Origin of the sequence: Flavobacterium sp. W22_SRS_FK3 (genome assembly GCF_052113665.1) — a bacterium.
GTDB lineage: Bacteria > Bacteroidota > Bacteroidia > Flavobacteriales > Flavobacteriaceae > Flavobacterium.
The window spans coordinates 57,660-80,512 of sequence record NZ_JBGQOF010000002.1; the positions used below are offsets into that span (position 1 = coordinate 57,660).

General features: G+C 34.2%; 5 protein-coding genes. All 5 read right to left on the reverse strand.

Annotated features, from left to right (window positions below; translation table 11 throughout):
- Position 1 precedes the first annotated feature (1 nt).
- Positions 2-2,971, reverse strand: a complete 2,970-nt coding sequence (locus ACEN2I_RS02200; RefSeq protein ID WP_441764485.1) for a SusC/RagA family TonB-linked outer membrane protein — start codon at positions 2,969-2,971, stop codon at positions 2-4.
- Between the two features lie 175 nt (positions 2,972-3,146).
- Positions 3,147-6,842, reverse strand: a complete 3,696-nt coding sequence (locus tag ACEN2I_RS02205) for a two-component regulator propeller domain-containing protein (RefSeq protein ID WP_441764486.1) — start codon at positions 6,840-6,842, stop codon at positions 3,147-3,149.
- 155 nt (positions 6,843-6,997) lie between these two features.
- The gene (locus ACEN2I_RS02210) at positions 6,998-7,219 is read right to left on the reverse strand and encodes a hypothetical protein (RefSeq protein ID WP_441764487.1); all 222 of its coding nucleotides are present in this window, start codon (positions 7,217-7,219) and stop codon (positions 6,998-7,000) included.
- A 293-nt stretch (positions 7,220-7,512) separates the two neighbouring features.
- Complete coding sequence (locus ACEN2I_RS02215) at positions 7,513-15,780, reverse strand: T9SS type A sorting domain-containing protein (protein ID WP_441764488.1); 8,268 nt, start codon at positions 15,778-15,780, stop codon at positions 7,513-7,515.
- Between the two features lie 34 nt (positions 15,781-15,814).
- Positions 15,815-22,798, reverse strand: coding sequence for a leucine-rich repeat domain-containing protein (locus tag ACEN2I_RS02220; RefSeq protein ID WP_441764489.1), 6,984 nt, complete (start codon positions 22,796-22,798; stop codon positions 15,815-15,817).
- Positions 22,799-22,853: the final 55 nt, after the last annotated feature.

Sequence of the window (22,853 nt, forward strand, 5' to 3'; positions counted from 1 at the left end):
ATTAAAATGCAACGTTTAGACCAAATGAAACGGTTCTGCTTCTTGGGTAACTGAAGTAGTCAATTCCAAAAGACTGAATTTCTCCAACTGAAGTTCCGGTATTAATTTCAGGATCATAGCCACTATACTTCGTGATTACAAATAAGTTTTGTCCGGTTACCGAAACACGTATGTTATCCATTACATTTTCCAGTCCAATCATTTTCGGACTTAAATTATAGCCCAGCGTTGCATTGTTTAATCTTAAGAAACTGCCATCTTCTAAATATCTCGTAGAAACGGTATTTGAATTTGTAGCAGCTTCATCTAAAAATTGGGAAGCTCTGTCTGTGGTGTTAAAAGAATTTGCAAGCTGGCCTCTGTTGAATGAAGTCATTGCAACGTGGTTGTAAATTTTATTTCCGCCGGCACCATTAAAATTTAATCCTAAATCAAAATTCTTGTATTTAAAGTTTAGATAAAAGGCATAAATATAGTCTGGTATTGCACTGCCTGCTACAATACGATCATCGTCCTTGATCTCACCATCTTCATTTATATCTCTAAATTGATTTAAACCGTCAGCACCAATTCCAGTAAACTCAAGCATATAAAAAGAACCTATCGAATGTCCATTAAGTGCTCCGTTTATCGTTGCTCCTGACTGTCCTCCTCCTTGCGCTCCCCCTGTTGTTAATATTTTATAAGGTGAGTCCTGTACTTCATTGTTTGTAAAAGAAATATTTCCTCCGATGCTATAAGAAAAGTCTTTGCTTTTGTCACTACTGTAATCTAAAGCAAGTTCAACCCCACTGTTTTTTATCTGCATATTAGGAATGTTCGTCCAATATTTTGGTGCGGGCTGAATAGGATCTACGGGTGCTACTTCTAATAAAATATTATCCGATACTTTATTAAAATAGTCAACAGTACCTGACAATCTGTTATTGAATAAACTAAAATCTAAACCTATATTGGTTTGTGTTGAAACCTCCCATTGAATGTCTGGATTAGCCAAGCGAGTAAAAATTGATCCATAAGGATATCCGCTTAAATCTGTAGCAGATGGATCTAATGGATACGTATTGTTTCCTGTGTTACTTTCTGTATAACTTGCTTTGGTTATTTTTGAAGGGATCTCCTGAGACCCGGTCTGACCCCAACTTGCTCTTAGTTTAAGATTATTAACAACTTCAGAATCTTTTAAAAAATCTTCTTTTGTAATGTTCCACCCTAATGCAACTGACGGGAAGTAACCGTATCTATTGTTTTTACCAAATTTAGAAGATCCGTCAGCACGCATAGTAGCTGTAAGCAAGTATTTATTATCGTAACCGTAGTTTAATCTTCCGAAAAAAGACTGAAGCTCATTTTCAACCGCAGATGAATAATGACCTGTAGATAAAACAGCTGTTTCTATTTGATTTTTTGGTTCTATACCATTATCAGGAAATCCTTTAAAATTATAGTTCTTTTGATTTACTTGTATTTTCTGGTAAGACTGCCCCGCTAAAATTGTAAAATTATGAGCCTTTGTACTAAAATTATAAGTTAAAGTATTTTCATATAAAATATTATTATTAGTCGTACTAATATTGTTCAAAGTACTTTCAGTTTGATTAGTAGCCGATGTATAAGGCATTACCTGAACATCTCTTTCAGACATGGAATAATCAACTCCAAGGTTAAATTTATAAGTCAATCCTTTTATAAACTGGTAAGATGGTGCAATGTTAGCTAAAATACGATTGTTGTTCGTCTCATCAGAATAAATTCTCTGGCTAATTAAAGGATTCAAAATATTATTGCTTAAATTAGTATTAGGCTCTCCATCAATTGAAATCGCATCAGTAGGGTTCATTGTCAGCATATTCCCCACTATACCTCTTGCATCTGGTCTTGAATTTTCAAGTTTTGTCGCTGTCATATTAAAAGCAACATTAAACTTATCGTTAAGCGCCTTTTGATTTAAGTTCAAACGTCCAGAGTAGCGTTTTAAATCGCTATTTTCAAAAATACCCTCTTGATTATCTATTCCTAAAGATGCTGCATAAGTTGATTTATCAGTTCCTCCACTCATCGATAAATTAACATTTTGAGAAACACCGGTTCGGGTTAATTCATCCTGCCAGTCTGTACTTGCCCCACCATCAATTAGCTTTCCGTTAATAGCAGTGATTTGTTTTCTAAATTCATCTGCACCAAAAACATCTACTTTGTTGGCTAACGTTGAAAATCCGGTAGTCATATTAAGATTAATTTGACTTCTTCCATTAGATCCCTTTTTAGTTGTAATTACAATTACACCATTAGCAGCTCTAGAACCGTAAATGGCAGAAGCAGATGCATCTTTAAGCACATCAATACTTTCGATATCCTGTGGGTTGATAAAGTTTAACGGATTTGAAGCCACACCATTATTGGTATTGTCAAGAGCGAATCCATCTACTACATAAAGTGGCGTTGTTCCCGAACGCAAACTTCCAACCCCACGAATAATAATATCTTGTGAAGCACCTGGTTCACCACTTGCAGCTGTGACGTTTACACCAGCAACTTTACCCTGAATAAGCTGTCCGGTATTTGCCACCACTCCTTTGTTAAAATCTTCACTTTTTACAGAAGAGATTGCTCCGGTTACATCAGATCTCTTTTGAGAACCATAACCTACCACGACTACTTCATTTAAAGTACTAACCTCTTCAGTTAGAGAAACAGTCAGTTTTTGTGTCCCTGAAAAAGAAACTTCTTTTGTTTTAAATCCTACATAAGAAAAAACTAAAATACCTTCTTTTTGTTGTACTTTAATTTTAAAATTACCATCAAAATCTGTTGTAACAGCTCCTTTTGGTTCTCCCTTAATATAAACAGAGACTCCAGGTACGGGTACTTTTTCTACATCAGAAACCACAATTCCTGATACTGATTCCTGCGCATACGAATATGACATACATCCTAAGGCAAGAATTAACAATGCATAAATTTTTTTCATTTAAATACTATTTTATGTTTTGCCAAAAGTATTTTAAGCGGCTTCCTAAATGGGGTAATTTTGATTCACAAAAGAGGATTTTTGATTCAAATTAGGGTAAAATTAACAGCAAAAAGGATGATTTTTGTTCATTAACATTGGGCTAACTTTTAGAAAATACAATGCTAACAGAACTCTAAACAGTATATTCTTTATATTCCTTTGGACTTTTTCCAAAATACTTTTTAAAAGAACGTCCAAAATACTTTGGGTCATTGTACCCACACTCAAAACTGATCTCAGAAACATTCAATTTTTTTGTTTTCAATAGTATTTCTGCTTTTTGTAATCTAAAAGAAGTGATGACATCAGAAGGAGATTGATTCAATGCTTCTTTAAAGATGCGGTAGCATTTTACTCTCGAAATTCCAAGACTCTCTACAAGTGTCTCTACATTAAAAGAGGGATCCTGTAACTCTTTTTTGATTATTTCTAAAGCTTTTTTTACCAGCTTATCATTATTTGTTACTACGGGGTCATCTTCAGTTAAGATTTCAAATATTTTTTGCTGTATTTTATTTTCCTGCTTTATTTCTTTGTTTTTATTAATTAAAGAAGTAATCTTTTTGATTATAAATGAGGAGCTGGCAGGTAACTGAATGTGAGTATCAATACCTAACTCTAATAATTGTTCATGTAATTCATAATTAATATCTTCAGATATATAAATCATTGGTATTTTGATACCTGAAGTTTTTTTATTTGACTCTAAAAAATGAACAAGCTCTGTTGAAAATATTGCCTGATAAAATACCAAAGCGGAAAAGTTTATTTGTTTTGTTGCGGAGTTTAAATTAGCAACCGAATTTTCGAAAAGTAAATGATAGTTATTATTTTCTAATACCTGATTTGCTGCCGTAAAATCAGATTGATCGCTAAAAACTAAAAACAGTTCTTTATCCAATGAGAGTTGCTCCTTGTCATTGAAATGTTTCCAGGAAATGGTTTCTTTACTTTTTAAATTTTCGGAAGCTAATTCTAAAGGAATTTGTAAAGTACTTTTAAATTGTTCTCCAGAATGATCGAAAAAATCCCCATTCAAATCTTCGAGTAATACATTTAATGCTTTAAAATAAGGACTGTAATGCAAAATATTGTACCAGTTGTTTTTTAGGATTACACTATCAGAAACTACAGTAACTTTCAAAAAGTTATTTTGATACGCCATTGCAATATGTAAAGTACTGTTAGTTTCAGAATATTTACTGATGTCATTGAAAAAATATTGCAATAATAACTTTAAACGTAAAACATCTATAGCAATAAAATAAGGCGAATTGTCTATTTCACAATTAAAATTAACCTGATTGCGCTGTAGCTCTTTTTTTAATTTTTCAATACTGCTCTTTAAAACTGAGAGCAAATTAATTGCTGATTTTTTGACGGGACCAATATCTTTAACATAACTTAAATAATTCCATCCCGAAATAAGATTTGCCAGTTTACCGGATTGCAAAAGTAAATCGCGTTGCACTTCGCTATCTTTTTTGTGTGTACTTGAAATTCTGATTATCCTGGCTATTGGATCCTGAAACTCTGCCAACATGAAAGTTTTAAATTTTTCAATTTCAAAATTCTCGTTTTTAAGATTACTGTGTAGTTTTAAAAGTTTTTCTTTCTGTTCCGATATTTTTTTATTCTTTTCATCCAGTTTTTCATTAATGGCCTGCAAGTCTTTTTTCTGCTTTTCAATGACAGCAGTACGACTTCTTATTTTTGAAATTAGATACTTTTGCTGAGATGCGGCAGTTTTATTTTTAAAATAAATCAAAAGCATACTGCCAATTAGTATAGAAACTGATAATAAAATATAAAACAGAATTGTTTCATAAAATGCTTTAGTGATGTGAAGGCTAAAAAAAAGTGGTTTCACAGTTCCATTTTTACCATGTTTAATCATAAATTGGTAATTCCCCGAAGATAAATTGGCGTATTCTATTTTTTTATTTTCTTGAAATAAGATCCAGTTTTTATCTCTTCCTTTTAATTTAAAATAAATTTCAGATTTACTTTCTTTAGGAAACACAATAGGGGTTATTTCAATTTCTAATTCATTATCAGTAAAGCTCTTTTCTATTACAGGTAAGTAGTTTTCGTTGCCATCTACTCTCAGTTTGATTTTTGGATTAGAATTAGCAACATGAATAGTGTTTGGATTGAAATAATTAAGTCCGTTTACACCCCCGAAATATAAATTACCTTTTACATCCTTATAATAAGCCCCTTCTGAGAATTCCGGCGCCTGCCATCCGTGGTTTGGGTTATAAGATGTAATTCTAAAAGTCTTTATGTCAATAGATGCAATTCCTTTAGTGGTACTAATCCAAATCTTATCTCCATTATTGATCAGACTATACACCATATGACTCGGAAGGCCATCTGCTTCGGTAATATTTTTGATCAAACCCTTTTTTTTGTTATAAATGCTGACACCGCCTAAAGAAGCAATCCAATAATCTTCAGCAATAGGATCTATCAGGACTGCATAAATACTATTGCCCAAAATGCCTTGGTCGGTTGAAATTTTATCAATCTTGTTCGTCTCTAAATCAAAGACGATCACCCCATTATTTTCAGTCGCTAAAATTAAATTCTGTTTGTCTTTTTTAATACATCTGATATGGTATTTGTTGAGTGCGTTTTGCCCATTAAAAGACTCGAATTTTTGAGTTCCCAAATTAAATTTAGCTACACCTCCCCAACATCCTATCCAAAGTTTTTTATTTTCATCCTCATAAATAGAATAAGATCTGTTATTGGGCAGTTCTTTAATTTTTTCTGCCTCGTACGTAGTGTATTTTGTTCCTGAAATACGTATTATTCCTTTATACGTTCCTGCCAAGATAGTTCCGTCACTCGCTGTAAACAGACTCCTGACCCTTTCCCAATCCGAATTTATTGCTGCTTCATTTATTTTATACTTTTCATATGAAAGACTTTTTTGACTATAATAATAGAGTCCACTTGTGTAATAACCTAACCAGTTTTTTCCATTTAGATCTTTAGTAATAGCTCTAATGGTTTCAGTTGGTAAATGTGGCTCTTTTATGGGATGGGGTATTATGGTTTTTATTTTTTCTGAGCCAGTATAGGCCATGCTTAGTCCACCATCTTTTTGGCCAAGCCAAATGTTCCCGAAATCATCTTGGTGCAACGTTTCTATTTCATCACTCTTAAATGAATAAGGAGAATATAAATCAGAAGTAAAATGCTGAATGTTTGTACTACCATCATTAGGGATAATATAAAGTCCATTTTTTTGGGTAGCGTACCAAATATTTCCTTTTTTATCTTTTAAAATATCATTGATAGTTAGTCTAGGATACTTTCTTAGCAAAATGTTTTTTAAATTGTTAAGATCTATGTTTTTTAAAGAATTAACAGTTATCTCAACAAAAGCTTTATTTTTAAATTCATAATAAGCAGTGTTAGTCTGCACTAAAATGTTTCCTTTTGGAGAAACTTGAATATCTTTTGGAATGCTTTTAAAACTAAATTTTACAAATTTACCGTTTTTAATATATCTGTTTACCTCACCTTCTTTAGTTATGAGCCAGATAAATCCTTCCTTATCTCTTTTCAGCTTCATAATATAGTTGCCAGAGATACTATTACGGTTATTAAAATTGTGCTTGAAATTTTTAAAATTATTTCCATCATAATAATTCAGCCCATCCCAGGTAGCAATCCAGAGTCCTCCATCTTTGTCATTTTCAATATCAATTACCGAATTATTTGATAGTCCCTGGTTTGTGGTAAAATTCTCAAACTTAATTTGTTGTCCCAACGACTGTAGTGTAATAAAGCACACTAATAATAACCTTGTAAGCATTTATTTGTTTTTACGAACAAGGATACAATCAGAAGTTTACCTGAACATAAATTGTATGTTAAGTTTAAAGAATCCTTAGAATATTTGATTTTTCAAAATTAATCATTAAGACTATTTTGCCCTTTTCATAGACTGATAATTTTTAAGGTTCTGTCTCATCTCCAATTCACCCCCACTCTGCCTTTTCTCTTCTTAATCCCTGACTTAATCAAAAGTTTAAACTTATAAACCCAATCCTGAATCATTGCATGATCCACAATCACTCCTCTAATCTTCATTATTTCTTTAACATCGCGGTGACTAAGTGTAAATCTTAATTTGAAATATTTTTCCTGAAGAATGATGTATTTTGGATAACAATGAACTTTAGTGTTCATTTTTTTAAAGTCTAAATTATAAAGATAAAGTTATTCCCAGTTGCGACAGAACCGTCAAAATCAAGCCGAAATTTTGAAAAACGTGTCAATTTCATCTTTTAGAACAAAATCAAAAAGTGCTTAACAGACCCGTTTTAATCTGTTAAGCACTATTTGGCCTTTTAACATGTAAATTATCCTTTGGAGTAATCGCTAAGCGTTGTTGGTTCCTAATTAAGCTCTACCAGATCAGCTTTATGCATACAATCGAGTGAAATATTTTGAAGCATCGTCAACACATATCTGTTTTAAATTTATTGAATTAAGAATTTCGTTTTATAAATCTTATCCGCTTTTTGCAATATTAAAAAATATACCCCACTTGCTTTTAGAGGCGTATGAATTTCTTTACCGGAGTTGCTACCGATTTCCAATGCATTTTGTTGGTATACCAATTTTCCATTGACATCAAAAATATGTAATGAAAAAATTCCATCATCTCCGGACAAGATCAACATAAATGTCCCGTTGTTTGGTATTGGTGAGATTACCAAACCCTTTTTATCTAAAATAGTATTATCATCCACAGCTAAAGTGGATTTTACTAGTACCTGTATTGATGTTGAATTACTGCAAGACAATGAAGTAAAATAAGTCAGTGAAAGCTGGTTCAGTCCTTTTTCTGTCCATTTAATGGTTACTGTATTATTAAGTTGCTCTATAATTTCACCCCCGGTTACATTCCAGTTATAAACCTGCATCAAATCAGTTGCTGTGTATGTAACTGTAGTATTGTCTTCAGTTATTATAAGATCACCTTTTATTTCAGCAGTACTTTTTTCTGTAGCTTCTACATTAGAATAAATCACACTTTTGCCCTGTATACCACTTGATTTCTTGCTCAGTTTGGTTAAATCAATTCCGAATGTATGATTACCATTTAATTTATCAAGATTTCCAATTTCAAATTCTTTATCAGTTATTCTTAACAAAGTTATATCATCATTTGAAACTAAGATACCACCTGATTTTACGATTAAGTCATCTTTGGTAAAAGCTGAAGCCAAAATGTCGTCAGTAAATCGTATCTGTAGAGCATCAGTTGCTGAACAATTGTCGTTTACACTTAATGGAATAACTGTACAGGTCAAAGCGACTACATCGATGTACGTTTCTACACTTACGGCATCACTGGCATTTCCGAATTCGTCATACACGATTGCTTCAAAAGTATTTTTACCACTATATCCCTTTATGGGAATCAGGAGTTCTTTTGCTGTTTCCTGATTTTGTTTACTAATCAACGTTTTTCCTGTTGGTGTGATTGTGTATAACTCTACAGTTTGTTTATTTTCCGTAGTAGTTAATGCTATTGATAAATCGGTTCCTGAAGTGATATTATCTATCTGCGAGATTCCTCTGTCTGGTGTAATACGTATATGAGTTGGCGGGGAAGCTTTTTTAAATTTCACTTCCCACATAGTACTCGAAGTTGCTATACCAAAATTACCGGAAGTATCACTAAAGCCAGACTGATCTACTACCACTTTATAACCGCCTGTAGTTTGCGTATATTCACCCAAACCTGAAATTAGGTAATGTAAATCATCTTGTTTAACTACAGTAACATTAGCACTTAATTTTATACTTCCTTTGTATAGCGTAATCCAGTTTTTATCAAAACTTGTAACTGGTTTATTTAAAGTCATTAATATATCAGTAACGTTCTGGCTGTTTATAGCTCCTTGATATTTCAGGGTAAACGTTTCTATTTCAGGAATTACAATATCAACTTTCCATTTTTGTTCTTGTGCAATTAATCCTTGCGTATTGTCTTCTGCTTTTATGGATTGTAAATCTATAGAAAGCTCATAATTACCACTTTCTTTATTATACTCGTTTAATCCTACTATCGTATATTTCAAATTATCATCTGTAACCAAAGAGATATTATCTAAAGTTTGTCCGTTCAGGGTTAATTTCTCTTTCGTAAACTGAATAGGTTTAACCGGCTTATTGAACATTATTTCTATACTATTTACAGACTGGGCCTCGATTTGATCTGTTTTAAACTGAACAATTCCAAGTTCTCCTATAATCTGTATCCATGAAATACTTTTACCCTCAACTCCTTCATTACCTTCCAGATCTTTTATTCCGGCACATTGAACAGTAAGTTCATAATAACCAGAAGCAATAGATACTGTTTTGATGTTTAATACATAAGTTGAATCGTTTACTTTACCAATAAAACTATCGTTGAATGGTATTTTGTTTCCCTGATGGATTAAAGTAATATTCTGAGCAGTAAACGTGTTCGGATTGATCGCTTTATTAAAGTTTACCTGAACAGATTCTATTGCTTTTGTTGTGGTGGATGGTAAATCTTCAAATGACTCCACTTTTGGCACATTTGTATTTATAGGTGTATAATATAATGTAAAACGTTCTAATCCAGATATCCTATCAAGGAAATGAAGGTTATTTTCGTACTTAGGTTCAGCTCCGTCTCTTAATGTTACATGTGTCTGCCAGAAATTTTCTATAGGCAATTCCAGATTATCATTAATTCGAACAACTCTTTCTAGTTTATATTTGTCAGAACCCGGATCAGCTATATTACCATAATTCCAGCCTGTTTTAGAAGAATTCATAGTTAAAACTGTTGTAAGCTGATTTGGGGATATAGCATTTGAAACTGTTCCTGCAGCCACTTTAGACACCTCCTCGATTTCTCCATTTGAAAAGTAAATCGCATCCGGAGTATCCCTAAGATCGGTAATATCATTTACCAGAAAATCGTTTGTATTGTCATGTCCGGTTCCGTAAGCTTTTACACTTTTTACTAATTCATGAACATACGAAGCTTTTATTAGGCTTAGGTTTTTATTTCCGTAGCTGCTTAAATGCTTGATTTTTAAATCATATTCTACAAAATGACCTAATAAGGTACTTGTAAACCACCATTGTCCTAATGCTGCTTTTTGAGGTTCAATATTTCCAAAATCTACATTAAGTAAACCTAATTGTTTTGGCCCGTTGTTGAAGTTGCTTCCCACAATTTCAAAATCAATTAGTAATCCTTTTTTGTTTTCGATAATTTCCGGTTGTACAGATTCTACCTGAACATTCTTGGCAATTCCATACCCTTCATTTTTGATTAGTAAAGCCATTTCCGCAGGAACAATCGGTTCTACTTTATCAGTAAGCGGATCATCTCCTAAAATATCACGCTGCATAAAATAATGCATCACTAAATCGGGACTAGGATTTACTTCAAGAGTTACAGGATAGAGTTGTGTTGTAACTTTTTCACCTGTATTTGGATCTGTATAAGACAATGTTCCTCCAAATGAATAGGATTTAGCAACCGTAGGCGCGGCATCTTTTGTTGGAATGAAAATTGCCGTTCCTGCCTGACTGTTTTGCGGACCTACAAGTCCAGTACCACTTAAGAATGCATCTTTATTAATCTGGAATAAATGCGTCTTGTCTTCCCCCGCCTCATCTTTAATTATTAGATCTAAGTTGATGTCTTTTATTGTGTTGGAATCACTTCCGTTGTTTATCGTTAAAGTCCCCTCAAAAGCTTCTCTGGTCATCGTTATTTTCTGTGAGAATTTCACAGTGACGGTTGCGCAAACTGAAGATTGAGAAGCCAATCCATCAATATATTCTTTTAAATCTGTCATGTCCTGATTATACATTTTTTCAGCAGATTCAAAGCCTCTGTTTTTTACGAGATCAACTAATAATTGTCTTACTCTGTCATATTCTTCTATCTCATTTTTGTTGATGATATCAGGATATTCAGCATTCGGAGCATTAATATTTTTATTCCATGCTTCTGTAGTTTTATTCCATCTATTGCAGAACGTTTCAATTTCCTGAGCTGTTATGTCACTGGCAGAAAGATTTGCTTTAATTCTTGTAATATCGGTGGAAGAAAATGCTTTTTGAGTATCCAAATTTAAAGCAACTTCTTTCATGAAATCATGAAAATTAGGACTCTGTAATATCTTGTCATTACTTAAATAAGCCTTTAATCTTTTATCTAAAGCGACCTGCGCATTATCCATGACATAAAAATCATTATACATTGTATCAAGGAAACTGTTTTGTGCCTTTTTGCCTGTTGCAAGCGGATCATAAATACATGCTTTTAATGTCCCAACCATACTTGCAACGCAGCCTACAGGTCCGGGAACACAACCTGCAACCGCAATTGCCTGATTAATTAACTCTCCATTCATGGTTGCAAGACCAAGCAGACACCCTGCTACAGTTCCTGCCGGACCACCAGCACAACCAATAACCATCCCGAATACTGAAGTTAGACAAGGATTAGTACATATAGTAGGAAGTGCAGTAACAATATTTCCAATCGCAGTTCCGATGGGTACTAACGGTCCAAAACCTCCTCCGTTAAAATTAGGACTTCCTCCTCCCACAACTGGTGTACTTGGTGTTGAACAGGTCAATACATAATAAGGCTTAAAAGCGGCAAGATCCTGTTCTGTTTCACAAACATATGTTCCTTTTGTTATTAGGTTATAAGTACAGTTTTGATTAGAATTGGCACTCTTTCCAGTTGAAACTGTTCTTGTAATAAGTACAGGGACAATAATAGTTGATTTCGCATTTAATACATCCAGTTTATCAATCATCAGTTTGAACTTATAATCTCCCTGACTGTCTACATTAAAAGTTACTTTTGATAATGCAATTAATCCATGATTCGTTACGGTTGCATAACTCATTCTGCTTTCTCCCGGGTTTAAATTTAAAACCGGATCATCAATATCAATAACAATTACCGGCTTTGGCACGTTTGTTTCAAATTTAACAATCAGATCAGATTGATACTCATCCTGAATTTCGGTAGGTTTTACAACCCATTCATAACTAACAGCCTGATAGGAAATAAATACTCTTTGTGTCGTAACTTTTCCCGGATCTACCAATATATTATTCTGATATGACTCATGCTTATCAGCTGTAACAGTTACAGTATAATAACCTTCCGGAATTTGTGGTGTTGAGAACAATCCATTTTCATCAGTAATTCCTTCAGCAACAATAGCTCCTGAGAAAGGATGGCGAACAATAACTTTTGCTCCCTGAAGATGTGGTGCTCGCTCTGTATTATAGGTGTATTCATCTACTACATCAATCAATAAAGATCCTGTTACTTCTGAAACTGTCTCAATTTTAAAAGGAACAGTTATGCCGCCGCCATTTAAAGGATTTAAAGCCAGGCTTCCTGATAAAGGAACATTTAGTTGCTGCCTATCTGTAGGAGCTAATTCTAATATTATTTTTACAGATTCGTTTGGCGCTATTTTATCTATAACAGCTGCACTTTTTAATTTCATCCATTCAAGTGCCGGCAATTCTACTTTTACTTTCTCAGCATCAACTGCCCCGCCGTTGTGAATTGTCAATTCATAAAAACGAGAACCTCCTTTAATCATTGTGGTATTAATGCTTACTGGATTCGCAAGTAATCTCGGGGTTTGTGCCTTAGCATGATAATACGCTAAAATGGGTAATTTTGCTCCTTCATCAGAAGTAATATTAAAATTGATCTGATAGTACTTTTCTTCTGCCGAAGGTGTATCTGCCAGGATGGTATATTTTAGTACAGCTTCCTGACCAGCAGCCAATGTTAGCGGTTCAGTCTGAATTGCAAAACCAGCATCTGATGGCAATTCTATTTTTACATTCGTTAAAGCAGTTTTACTATTATTTTTTAATTTAAATTCTCCTTTAAACGGTACTTGTGTTACTACTTCCCATTTTAAATAATCCGAAGGTTTGTTGGTCCATTCAAAACCAACAATATCAAATTCTGCCTGAGTTGCATTTTTTGTTCCCGGATATCCTGCACTTACGGTATAATGCCCGCTTTCTGCCTGTAAAGGTTCAAAATCGTATGCAAAATTTCCGGCTACATTTGTTTTAACTAAAAAGGTACGAACAAAACCTTCATTCGAAATCGTAATTTCAACATCTTTGTTTGCAGCTGCTGTATCATTAGACATCTTTGCTGATCCCGTTATACTAACCAATTCGCTTGATTTGTAAACCGATTTTCCAACTGTTGCTGTTGCAGTATAACTCGATAATAATTTTATTGCAGAAAATGACGCATTATTAGTATAGGACAGTTCATTTATTTTTTGATCTGCATTAACAGAGACTACTAAAAAATAATCGCCCGCTACTTGCGGAAGCTTTATTGATTTTACTACATTTATATTTTTCCCGGTTTCGATGTCATTATCGATTTGTGAAGTTGTTATAAGTGTTGCATTCTTTGCTGAATGATCTTTAGAAAGATAATATTCGATTTTTGACCCTTTAGGTAAAACGGCAAAACCCTGATTTGCAATAGAGGTCGTAACTTCTATAACATCTTCCCCATTTGCTTGTGCCAATGTGTTTACTGCTGTAAGAACTGCGTCAGGCTTGTTTTGGTCTGTCACTAAAATCCAGAAAAAGCCAGCACTGTAATTAGATGCTTCTGCCTGAATACGGACCGTCTGATCACCTGTTTTAGTAGCATCGATACTAGTATTTATAGCTACTTCTGTGCTTTTACTGCCTATAGGAATTGTTACTTCGGCGGGGATTGAAACGATTGTAGGCGAATCAGAGGACAACTTCACTAAAATTGCTGTTGATGTATCAACAGTATTTCTTTCAATTGTAATTTTTGCCGCATTTTCGATTCCGGATTTCACTGTTGACGGATTTGCCTTTACGGTCAATGCCGGGCCATTACTGTCCAAAATTGTAATGTCTTTACTTAATGGACTCCCTCCGCTTCCGGCAGGAACAGTACAATTACAGGAAGAAATATAAACTTCTGCAGCCACGTTTACCGTTTTTGTCCCATCGACAATTCCGTTATTTACGGCACCAATATTAAATTTCTTCTGATTTAAATTCGCAGGAAAATCAATAACATCAGGAAGTATTAACGCATTTGCAACGTTTGCTTTTAAACGTACTGCTGTACTAATATCAGATTTGTCCAATCTTTTAATTATGGCATAAGTGGCATAAATTCCATCTCCTTTTGAAATAGTTTCGGGTGCAATTTCCAATTCAAAAGTCGGAACATTTGAACTTTTTAAAGTAATCTCTGTATTTCCTGCCTGAAAACCTTCGGCCCGTAAAATTAATTTACCGATTACTGTTGGTTCAGGAACTTTATTGTTTTTAACTGTAATGGAAAACGAAGTGGTTTTACTTCCTGCAGGTAATATAACTTCTGCCGGAACTGCCCAGCGTGAATTTTGATCTGCCGTAATAACAAATTTGGTGTCTTTTGTTTTTGCAAAATCAGTTTCCAAAGTCACCGTAATAATTTCCCCATCTGTTGCAGCAACTTTTGAAGGCGTTAAGGTAACTACTGAAAATTCGTTATCAACTATTTCAATAGTATCTGAAAGTGAAAGATAATCATTTCCGGAAACCGAAAGCGCTATGGTTCTGTTTCCGTCAGTAATAGTATTATCTAAAGGTTTAATATAAAAAACTACTGAGGATTGGTCTTTTAATATTTTAACATTTGAATCTAACGAAAGTTGTGCAGCAGGAGATGCTGATAGTGCAAATGTCTTGTCCAGGCTTCTGTCACCACTCTGGGTTAAGGTTGCCCTGATCACTTCTGTCGAATTTTCATCTATGCTTTTTTTATCCAAAGTCAGATACAAAAGTTTTTCAAGCACAATAGCTGTCGCAGCAGTAATTTTATTGTTGTTTTTTAATGCTTCAGGTTCTTTTACGGCTGTATTCGCTACGATATTGATTTTGATTTTTACATTGCCTTCAATTCCTAAAACTTTTGGGAGATTAAAAGTGGCGCTTCGGCTCACGGATTTCTTTTTATCCAAATCCTCATTATACGAAACTGTTCCAAGATTATATTCTAATCCGGTTTGCTCTGAAACAATACTCACCTGCTCTACCCATCCGCCAGAGGCAATACGTTCGCCAGTATTATCTACGCCCCATGAAGCGTTGATTTTTCCGCCTGGGGTAATGTTAGTTTCGTTTGATGTTATACCCGAAATTGTTAAATCGGGAAATTGAGCGGTTGCGATATTCAGGATTCCGTTTGTATGATTTGAACCTATGTCGACCGCGTTTTTAGAACTTAATACAACTTTTGACAAGCTTAAATTATGAGTTTGTCCCGAAGTATAATTCAACGGAATCTCAATTGGAATTTCTAATAAACCTCCATTGTTTCCTTTAAAAGAATTGCTCGTCAGCGAAAGGACTATAAAATGATAATTTCGTGGATTATTATTTTCGATATTCACATAAATAGCATGATCCCCTTTTCGGCTTTCCAAAATTTTAGCCTCTTTTTCACTTACAATTAATCCCTGAGGAACAGTTAAAGTAAACTCTGCTCCCACTACTTCCTCGGCATTAGCCAAATCAATAGTGATAGTTGCCTTTTCGCCTGGTCCGGCTGATGTATTTACTACTTTCAAACTATTTTGAGCCTGTATAAATGTTCCCAGCAAAAGGAAGATAAACACCAAAAATGATTTTATTTTCATTGTTTTTAATTTGTTAGCTATCATTATAATAAGTTTATTGTATTAACATTTTTCCTTTTAAAAGTACAGGGCCTGCCGAAGTCTGGACTTCAATAGTATAAATATAAACTCCCGAAGAAAGATCATTCTTAAAGAAGTCTAATTCATGATTACCTGCTGAAGTTTCAAGATCTGATTGCACACGCACAACACGTCCATGAAGATCAAAAACTTTCAGCGTAGCTTTGTCTGCCTTTTCAGATAAATGATATTTGATAGCGGTTTGATCCTTAAATGGGTTCGGGAAATTTAAAATTTTGTCTGTTTTATCCTGATTTGAATCAGGATTGTCAATGCCTAAAGTTCCTTTTGAAATTTTATAGCTCAATTCCTCTGCATTTTCATTGGCAATCATGGCAGAAACTACCTCAGCTTGAGCAGGAACTTTCGCAATCGCCTGTTTGCCGGACAGAAATTTATCCATAGTAAAACCAACGATGCTTATTTCTCCTTCATGTTCTGCAACAGAAACGGTGTATCCCGCATTAGACAATACTTCTTCTACTTCGTTTTTATTTACCTCTTTTAAACGAATGTCAAATGCTGCTGTAGAACCCGACTGATTGTCAATGTACAAAGTATCATCTTCGATACTTACAACAACATCTGTTGTATTTACTGCTGCAGGACGTTTGGTATTGGCTGGTCTTTCTTGCGATCCGCTTTGAATTTTATTGATCAGTAAGATAATATCCAGAAGGTTTAAGTTTTTGTCTTTATTGAGGTCTGCCGCGCCGTAATTAAAAAACTTAGGTTTCTGGCTCAAAGTGTAATTCAAAGAAGACTGAATATCCAGAATATTTACAATTCCGTCTAAATTAGAATCTCCGTCTCTATAAGTTATGGTATAGGTCAGAACACTATTTCTGGCAGATCCTGCAATTTGTCTCAATTCAAGAGTTTGGTTGTTCGGTACATTCCATTCACTTAAAATATTGATCAGCTTAATACCATCTTCAGGAACCGTAACCATCTGAAAATAGTCTTTTAATGTCATATTATAAGATTGTGTTGCATTAAACAAGGAATTGGCATGATCGTAATGATTGATTTTTTGGTCTTTTAAAACCGCGTTCAATGTTAATGGCAGCTCGCCGAAATTAATTTTCTGACGGTCAATTTTAAAACTCACAGTCGCTAAAAAAGCTGCATCAATACCTGTCAGTTCATTTTCTGAAAGATCAACCGTTTTCAGTTTTATTACTTTTGATAAACTCTCCGGAATCGATCCTGATAATTTATTCTTGGCTAAATTCAGGTTTTGTAATTCGATAAACTTTCCTAATTCCGCACTAATGTTTCCAGTTAGATTATTATCGATAAGATTTATTGAAACAACATGACCGTCATTTGTGGTTACACCTTTCCATTTCTTTTCATGAAGATTATTTGAAGATACATCCCATGTTTCTTTCCAGCCCGAACCTCCGGCACTTTGGAAAAAAGCGACCAAAGCATCATATTCTGCTGCAATTAATGGCGTTTCAGATCCATCTGCGATGCCTTTAAATTGTAAGTAAGTTCCCTGCGAAGTCCCGTTTTTCTGCCAGATGGCAATTTTAGCGCCTGCCGGAATACTTGCTACAGAAATATTTGGGAATGTAATCGTATTGTCTACAGCTGTAGCCTCAGAAATTTTGAAGTTGTTAGCCTGCAATTCAAACTGATATTGTCCGCTATAATCCTGCTGTGTTTCGTTATATGTATTGATAGACGGTAAATCAACAATTATTTCATCGCCTTTTAGATACAGAAATTCATCTTTTACAATCACCTGTCCGCGCACGTTTACGTATACACTGCCTGAATCGTATGTAAATGGTTTTTCTAGTGAATCGAAACCATTATTAGAAAGGTCAAGCTGTTCGATATTCTCAAAATCATTTAAATGTCCCGGAATTGTTCCTTTAAACAAATTACCTGAATACGATACTTTTTTCAGTCCTGAGATCCCGTATAAAACCGGTAATGTTCCTTGTAATTTATTTGATTGTAAATTAAGGGTTTTCAAATTTGAGAGATTTCCTAAGTTGGATGGAATTACTCCTTCAATGGCATTCGACTGCAAATTTATAGTCTCCAGATAAACTAAATCAGACAATTCTGCCGGAAGGGTTCCTGACAGATTATTTCCTGATAAGCTCAATGATACCACATGTCCATCCTTTGTTCCTACTCCGTACCAGCTTACTTCATGGAGTTTATTTTGTGAAACATCCCATTTTTGTGTCCATTGTTCTCCATTTGTACTGGCATAGACTTTTTTAAGGATTTCGAATTCTTCATCTGTCAATGGCTTACCAAAAATTACTTGTGTATAATTGATTGCTGTTCCCTGTGCGGTTCCGTCATTTTGTACAATTCTGATTTTATCGCTTAGTTTTATTCCCAGCAATGCAATATCCTTAAAGATTAGTTTCCCTTCATTATTCGAATAATTTGAAGCTTTGTTTGCCCCATTAACAAAAAGCGTAAAATGGTTTTTGTTATTAATACCCCCGCCATTTGCATTAAATAAGAATGTTGATAAAGTGGGCAGGTTTATAACCAATTCGTTTGCTCCAACTTCAATTGTTGGAATTGTGATGGTCTGGTTAGAAAAATCAACCGTCTTTAAAAGCGGTAAATAGGCTAAAGCTTCGTCTATATCTTCTATCGTATTATAACTTAAATACAACGTTTTTAAAGCCTGTAATTTATTCCATGAAGACGGTACAATGCCTTTTAATTTAGTATATCTTAAGTCCAGGGACTCTAACGATTCTAAACCGGAAATAATTCCTAGGTCGGTCGTGCTTAAATTCTTTGAGTAGCTTCCTCCATATAGAGAAAGATTTTTTAAGTATTTTAAGTTGGCAAAAGATGCCGGAATTGTTCCTGAAACATTAGAATTATTATTCAGGTTTAATCCCGTAATATGTCCGTTTTGAATGCTTACTCCATACCATGCGCCTTCATGCAGATTGTTCTCTGCCGTTACCCATTTATTGCTCCAGTTTACACCATTCATCGCGTTATGAAAATCGACTAAGGCCTGATATTCTGCATCCGGAATTTTAGGCTGGTCTACTTTTACATTGGTAAAATAAATTCTGGAATAATAGGACGTTGCTGCACCGCCTTCGTATTCCTGATATAAATAAAGTTCATCCCCAGTTTTTAAAGTCGCAAGATAATCTGCAGGAATAGTTAATGTTCCATCTCCTGCAACCCTTAAATTATTTCCTGTCTGATTCCCTTTTACATACAATCTAAATGGCCTTTGTGCAGAGAAATCATTGGTTGCTTTATTATAAAGTACAACATTTGGCAGATTGCTTACTTTTACATCATTTCCTTCATATAAAAAATTTTGAATACTTAAGGTTTGTGAGTTCAGTTCTAAATTTACCTGACCCAATAATAATCCCTCGATAGTAGCAACTTTATTAGCTGAAAGATCTAATGTTTTTAAAGCAGTGTTTTTTTCTAAATCTTTAATGAGAACTTCTATTTGGTTAGAAGCAAGATTTAAAGTAACTAGTTTATCAAGGTTTCCTGTAGAAACCGGAATTGCTTTTATTTGGTTAGAAGATAAATTAACCGTTACTAAACTTTCCATTCCGCCAAAATCTTCAGGTAAAGCAGTAAGCGCATTGTTATTTAAATACAATGAATTTAATTTTTTAAGTTTGTTCCATGTTGCTGGAATATCACCTTTAATCTTCGTATATCTTAAATCTAAATACTCCAAAGATTCGAGTTCTGATAAAACGCTTAAGTCGGTAGTGCTTAAATTTTTGCTGTAGCTTCCGCCATAAAGAGACAGTGTTTTAAGGTATTTTAAATCTTTTATTGATGCGGGAACAGCACCGATAACCGAACTATTGTTGTTAAGATTAAGGCCTGTAATGTGTCCGTTTTCTATACTTACACCATACCAGGCTCCTTCATGCAAATTATTAGTAGAAACATCCCATTTATTTGTCCAGTTTGTCCCGTTCATTACAGTATAAAAATCAACTAATGCCTGATATTCTTCATCTGGTATTTTCGGCTGATCTACTTTTATATTCACAAAATTAACTGTAGAATAATACGAAACATTTCCTGTTGCTGAGTCATACTGTTGATATAAGTAAAACTGATCCCCGGTTTTTATTGAAGCCAACGAAGAAGCCGGGATAGTAATACTGCCGTCCGTAGCTGCGGTTATATTACTTCCTATTTGACTTCCCCCCACGTAAACTCCAAATTGTCTTCTGGCCGAAAAGTCATTCTTTGTCCTGTTGTAATAAACGGTATTGGGCAGTGTTTCAATTTTCACATCAGAACCGGTATAAATAAGTCCTTCAACATTTATGGTTTGATAGTGCAATGCCAGGTTAACCCCGCTGCTAAGCAATCCTGCAATATTTGAAACACTGTTGCTTGCAAGGTTTAACGTTTTTAAAGTTGAAATGTTTTCCAGTTCTTTTACTAAAACCTCTACTTTATTATCGGATAAATTTAATGTTACCAGATTGGTAAGATTACCTATCGATACCGGAATGGCTTTTATTTGGTTGTTAGGAATTTCCAGCGTTACCAGACTTTCCATTGTTCCAATGTCTTCCGGTAAGGCAGTAAGTGCATTGTATCCTAAATAAGCTGTTTTTAACTTTTTTAGTTTGCTCCAGGATGCCGGAATATCACCTTTAATTTTTGTATATCTCATATCCAGCGATTCTAAAGCCTCTAATTCGGCGATAACATTTAAATCGGTTGTACTTAAATTTTTACTGTAGCTTCCGCCGTAAAGAGAAAGATTTTTAAGATATTTTAAATTTGAGATTGAAACCGGAATTGCTCCCGAAACATTAGAAATATTATTAAAGTTAAGACCTGTGATATGGCCATTTTCGATACTGACCCCGTACCATGCCCCCTCATGCAGGTTATTTTCGGCGATATTCCATTTATTATTCCAGTTCACTCCCCCCATTGCATTGTAAATAGCTACCAATGCCTCATATTCTAATTCAGGAATTTGAGGCTGGTCTACTTTTACATTTACAAAATTAACTTTTGAATAATAGGACACACTTCCTGTAGATGAATCGTATTGCTGGTATAAATAGAACTGATCCCCGGTTTTTAATGAAGCCAGATAAGAAGCCGGAACTACTACGCTTCCATCTGCATCTGCCGTCACATTATTGCCTATCTGGTTTCCTCCCACATAAACTCCAAATTGTCTTCTGGCAGAAAAATCATTTTTTGTTCTGTTATAATAAACCGTATTGGGCAAGCTTTCGACCTTTAAATCAGAGCCTGTATAAACAAGACCATCAACATTTATGTTTTGATAATGAAGCTGCAAATTAACAGAACTGCTAAGCAATGCGGCAATATTGGAGATATTGTTGTTTGAAAGATTTAAAGTTTTTAAAGTCGTAACATTTTCTAATTCTTTTATCATTACTTCAATCTGATTATCTGATAAATTCAACGTAACCAGATTCTCAAGATTACCCACAGATACAGGAATTGATTTGATTTGATTATACGGAACTTCTAAAGTAACCAGACTTTCCATTTCACCTAATTCTTCCGGCAGGCCTTTAATTGAATTATTGTTAAAACTGATTGTTTTTAGTTTTTTCAATTTACTCCATGATGACGGAATAGCACTTTCTATTTTGCAATATCTCATATCCAGCGTTTCAAGAGACTGTAATTCTGATAAAACATTTAAGTCTGTTGTACTTAAATTTTTAGAATAACTTCCTGCATAAAGTGAAAGATTCTTTAAGTATTTTAAATTAGCAAATGAAGCGGGAATTGAACCTGAGACATTACTTGTATTATTTAAGTTTAAGCCGGTAACATGCCCGTTTTCTATACTTAATCCAGTCCATGCTCCTTCATTAAGGTTGTTTTCGTTAATATCCCATTTATTATTCCAGCTGCTTCCGCCCATTGCATTATAAAAATCTACAAGAGCCTGATATTCAATATTTGAAACAGCGGGCTGACTTACTTTTACATTTGAAAAATAAATACGGCTGTAATAAGAAACATTTCCTGTTCCTGAATCATACTGCTGGTACAGATACACTTCATCCCCATTTTTTAAAGTTGCCAAATAAGGTGCAGGTATTGTCAGACTGCCGTCAGCAGCCATTGTTACATTTACGCCTACATCACTTCCGCGAACGTAAACGGAAAATTGTCTTCTGGCAGAGAAATCATTTTTGGTTCTGTTGTAAGAAACAACATTTGGCAGGTTTTCAATTTTTAAATCGACTCCCTTATAAGTTAAATTTTCAATACTGGTTGACTGATAATGCAAACTAAGACTGACCGAAGCCGGCAATAAACCTACAATACCTGAAATCTTATTATTGGTTAAATTTAAAGTTTTCAGAGCCGTTAAATTTTCTAACTCTTTTATAAGAACTCCTATTTGATTTTCAGACAAATCAACAGTAACTAAGCTTTCGAGTTCGCCAAATTCTGCCGGCAGCCCTGTAATGGAATTACCAGTCAAATAAAGTGTTTTGAGTTTTTTAAGTTTATTCCATGATGCAGGAATATTACCTTTTAATTTACAATATCTTAAATCAAGGGATTCAAGTTCTTCTAACCCTGAAAAAACATTTAAATCAGTCGTAATTAAATCTTTAGCATAACTTCCACCATAGAGCGAAAGTACTTTAAGGTATTTCAAATTACCGAAAGAGGCAGGAATTGAACCTGATATTCCACTTGTATTGTTTAGATTAATACCTGTAATATGACCATTTTCGAGTGTTATTCCATACCATGCCACCTCATGAAGATTATTCTCTTTGGTATTCCATTTATTACTCCAGTTAGATTCTCCAGTTGCCTTATATAAATCAACCAATGCCTGATATTCAGAATCTGGAACAGGAATATTAAAGTTGTTTGTTTTTGCAAATAACGCGAGACTGCTAAAAAGACAGAACAGCCCCATAAGTAGTTTTTTATTCATGTGTAACAATTTAATAATCAGATAATTACCGTAAATACGCTTTGATTTTAGTACA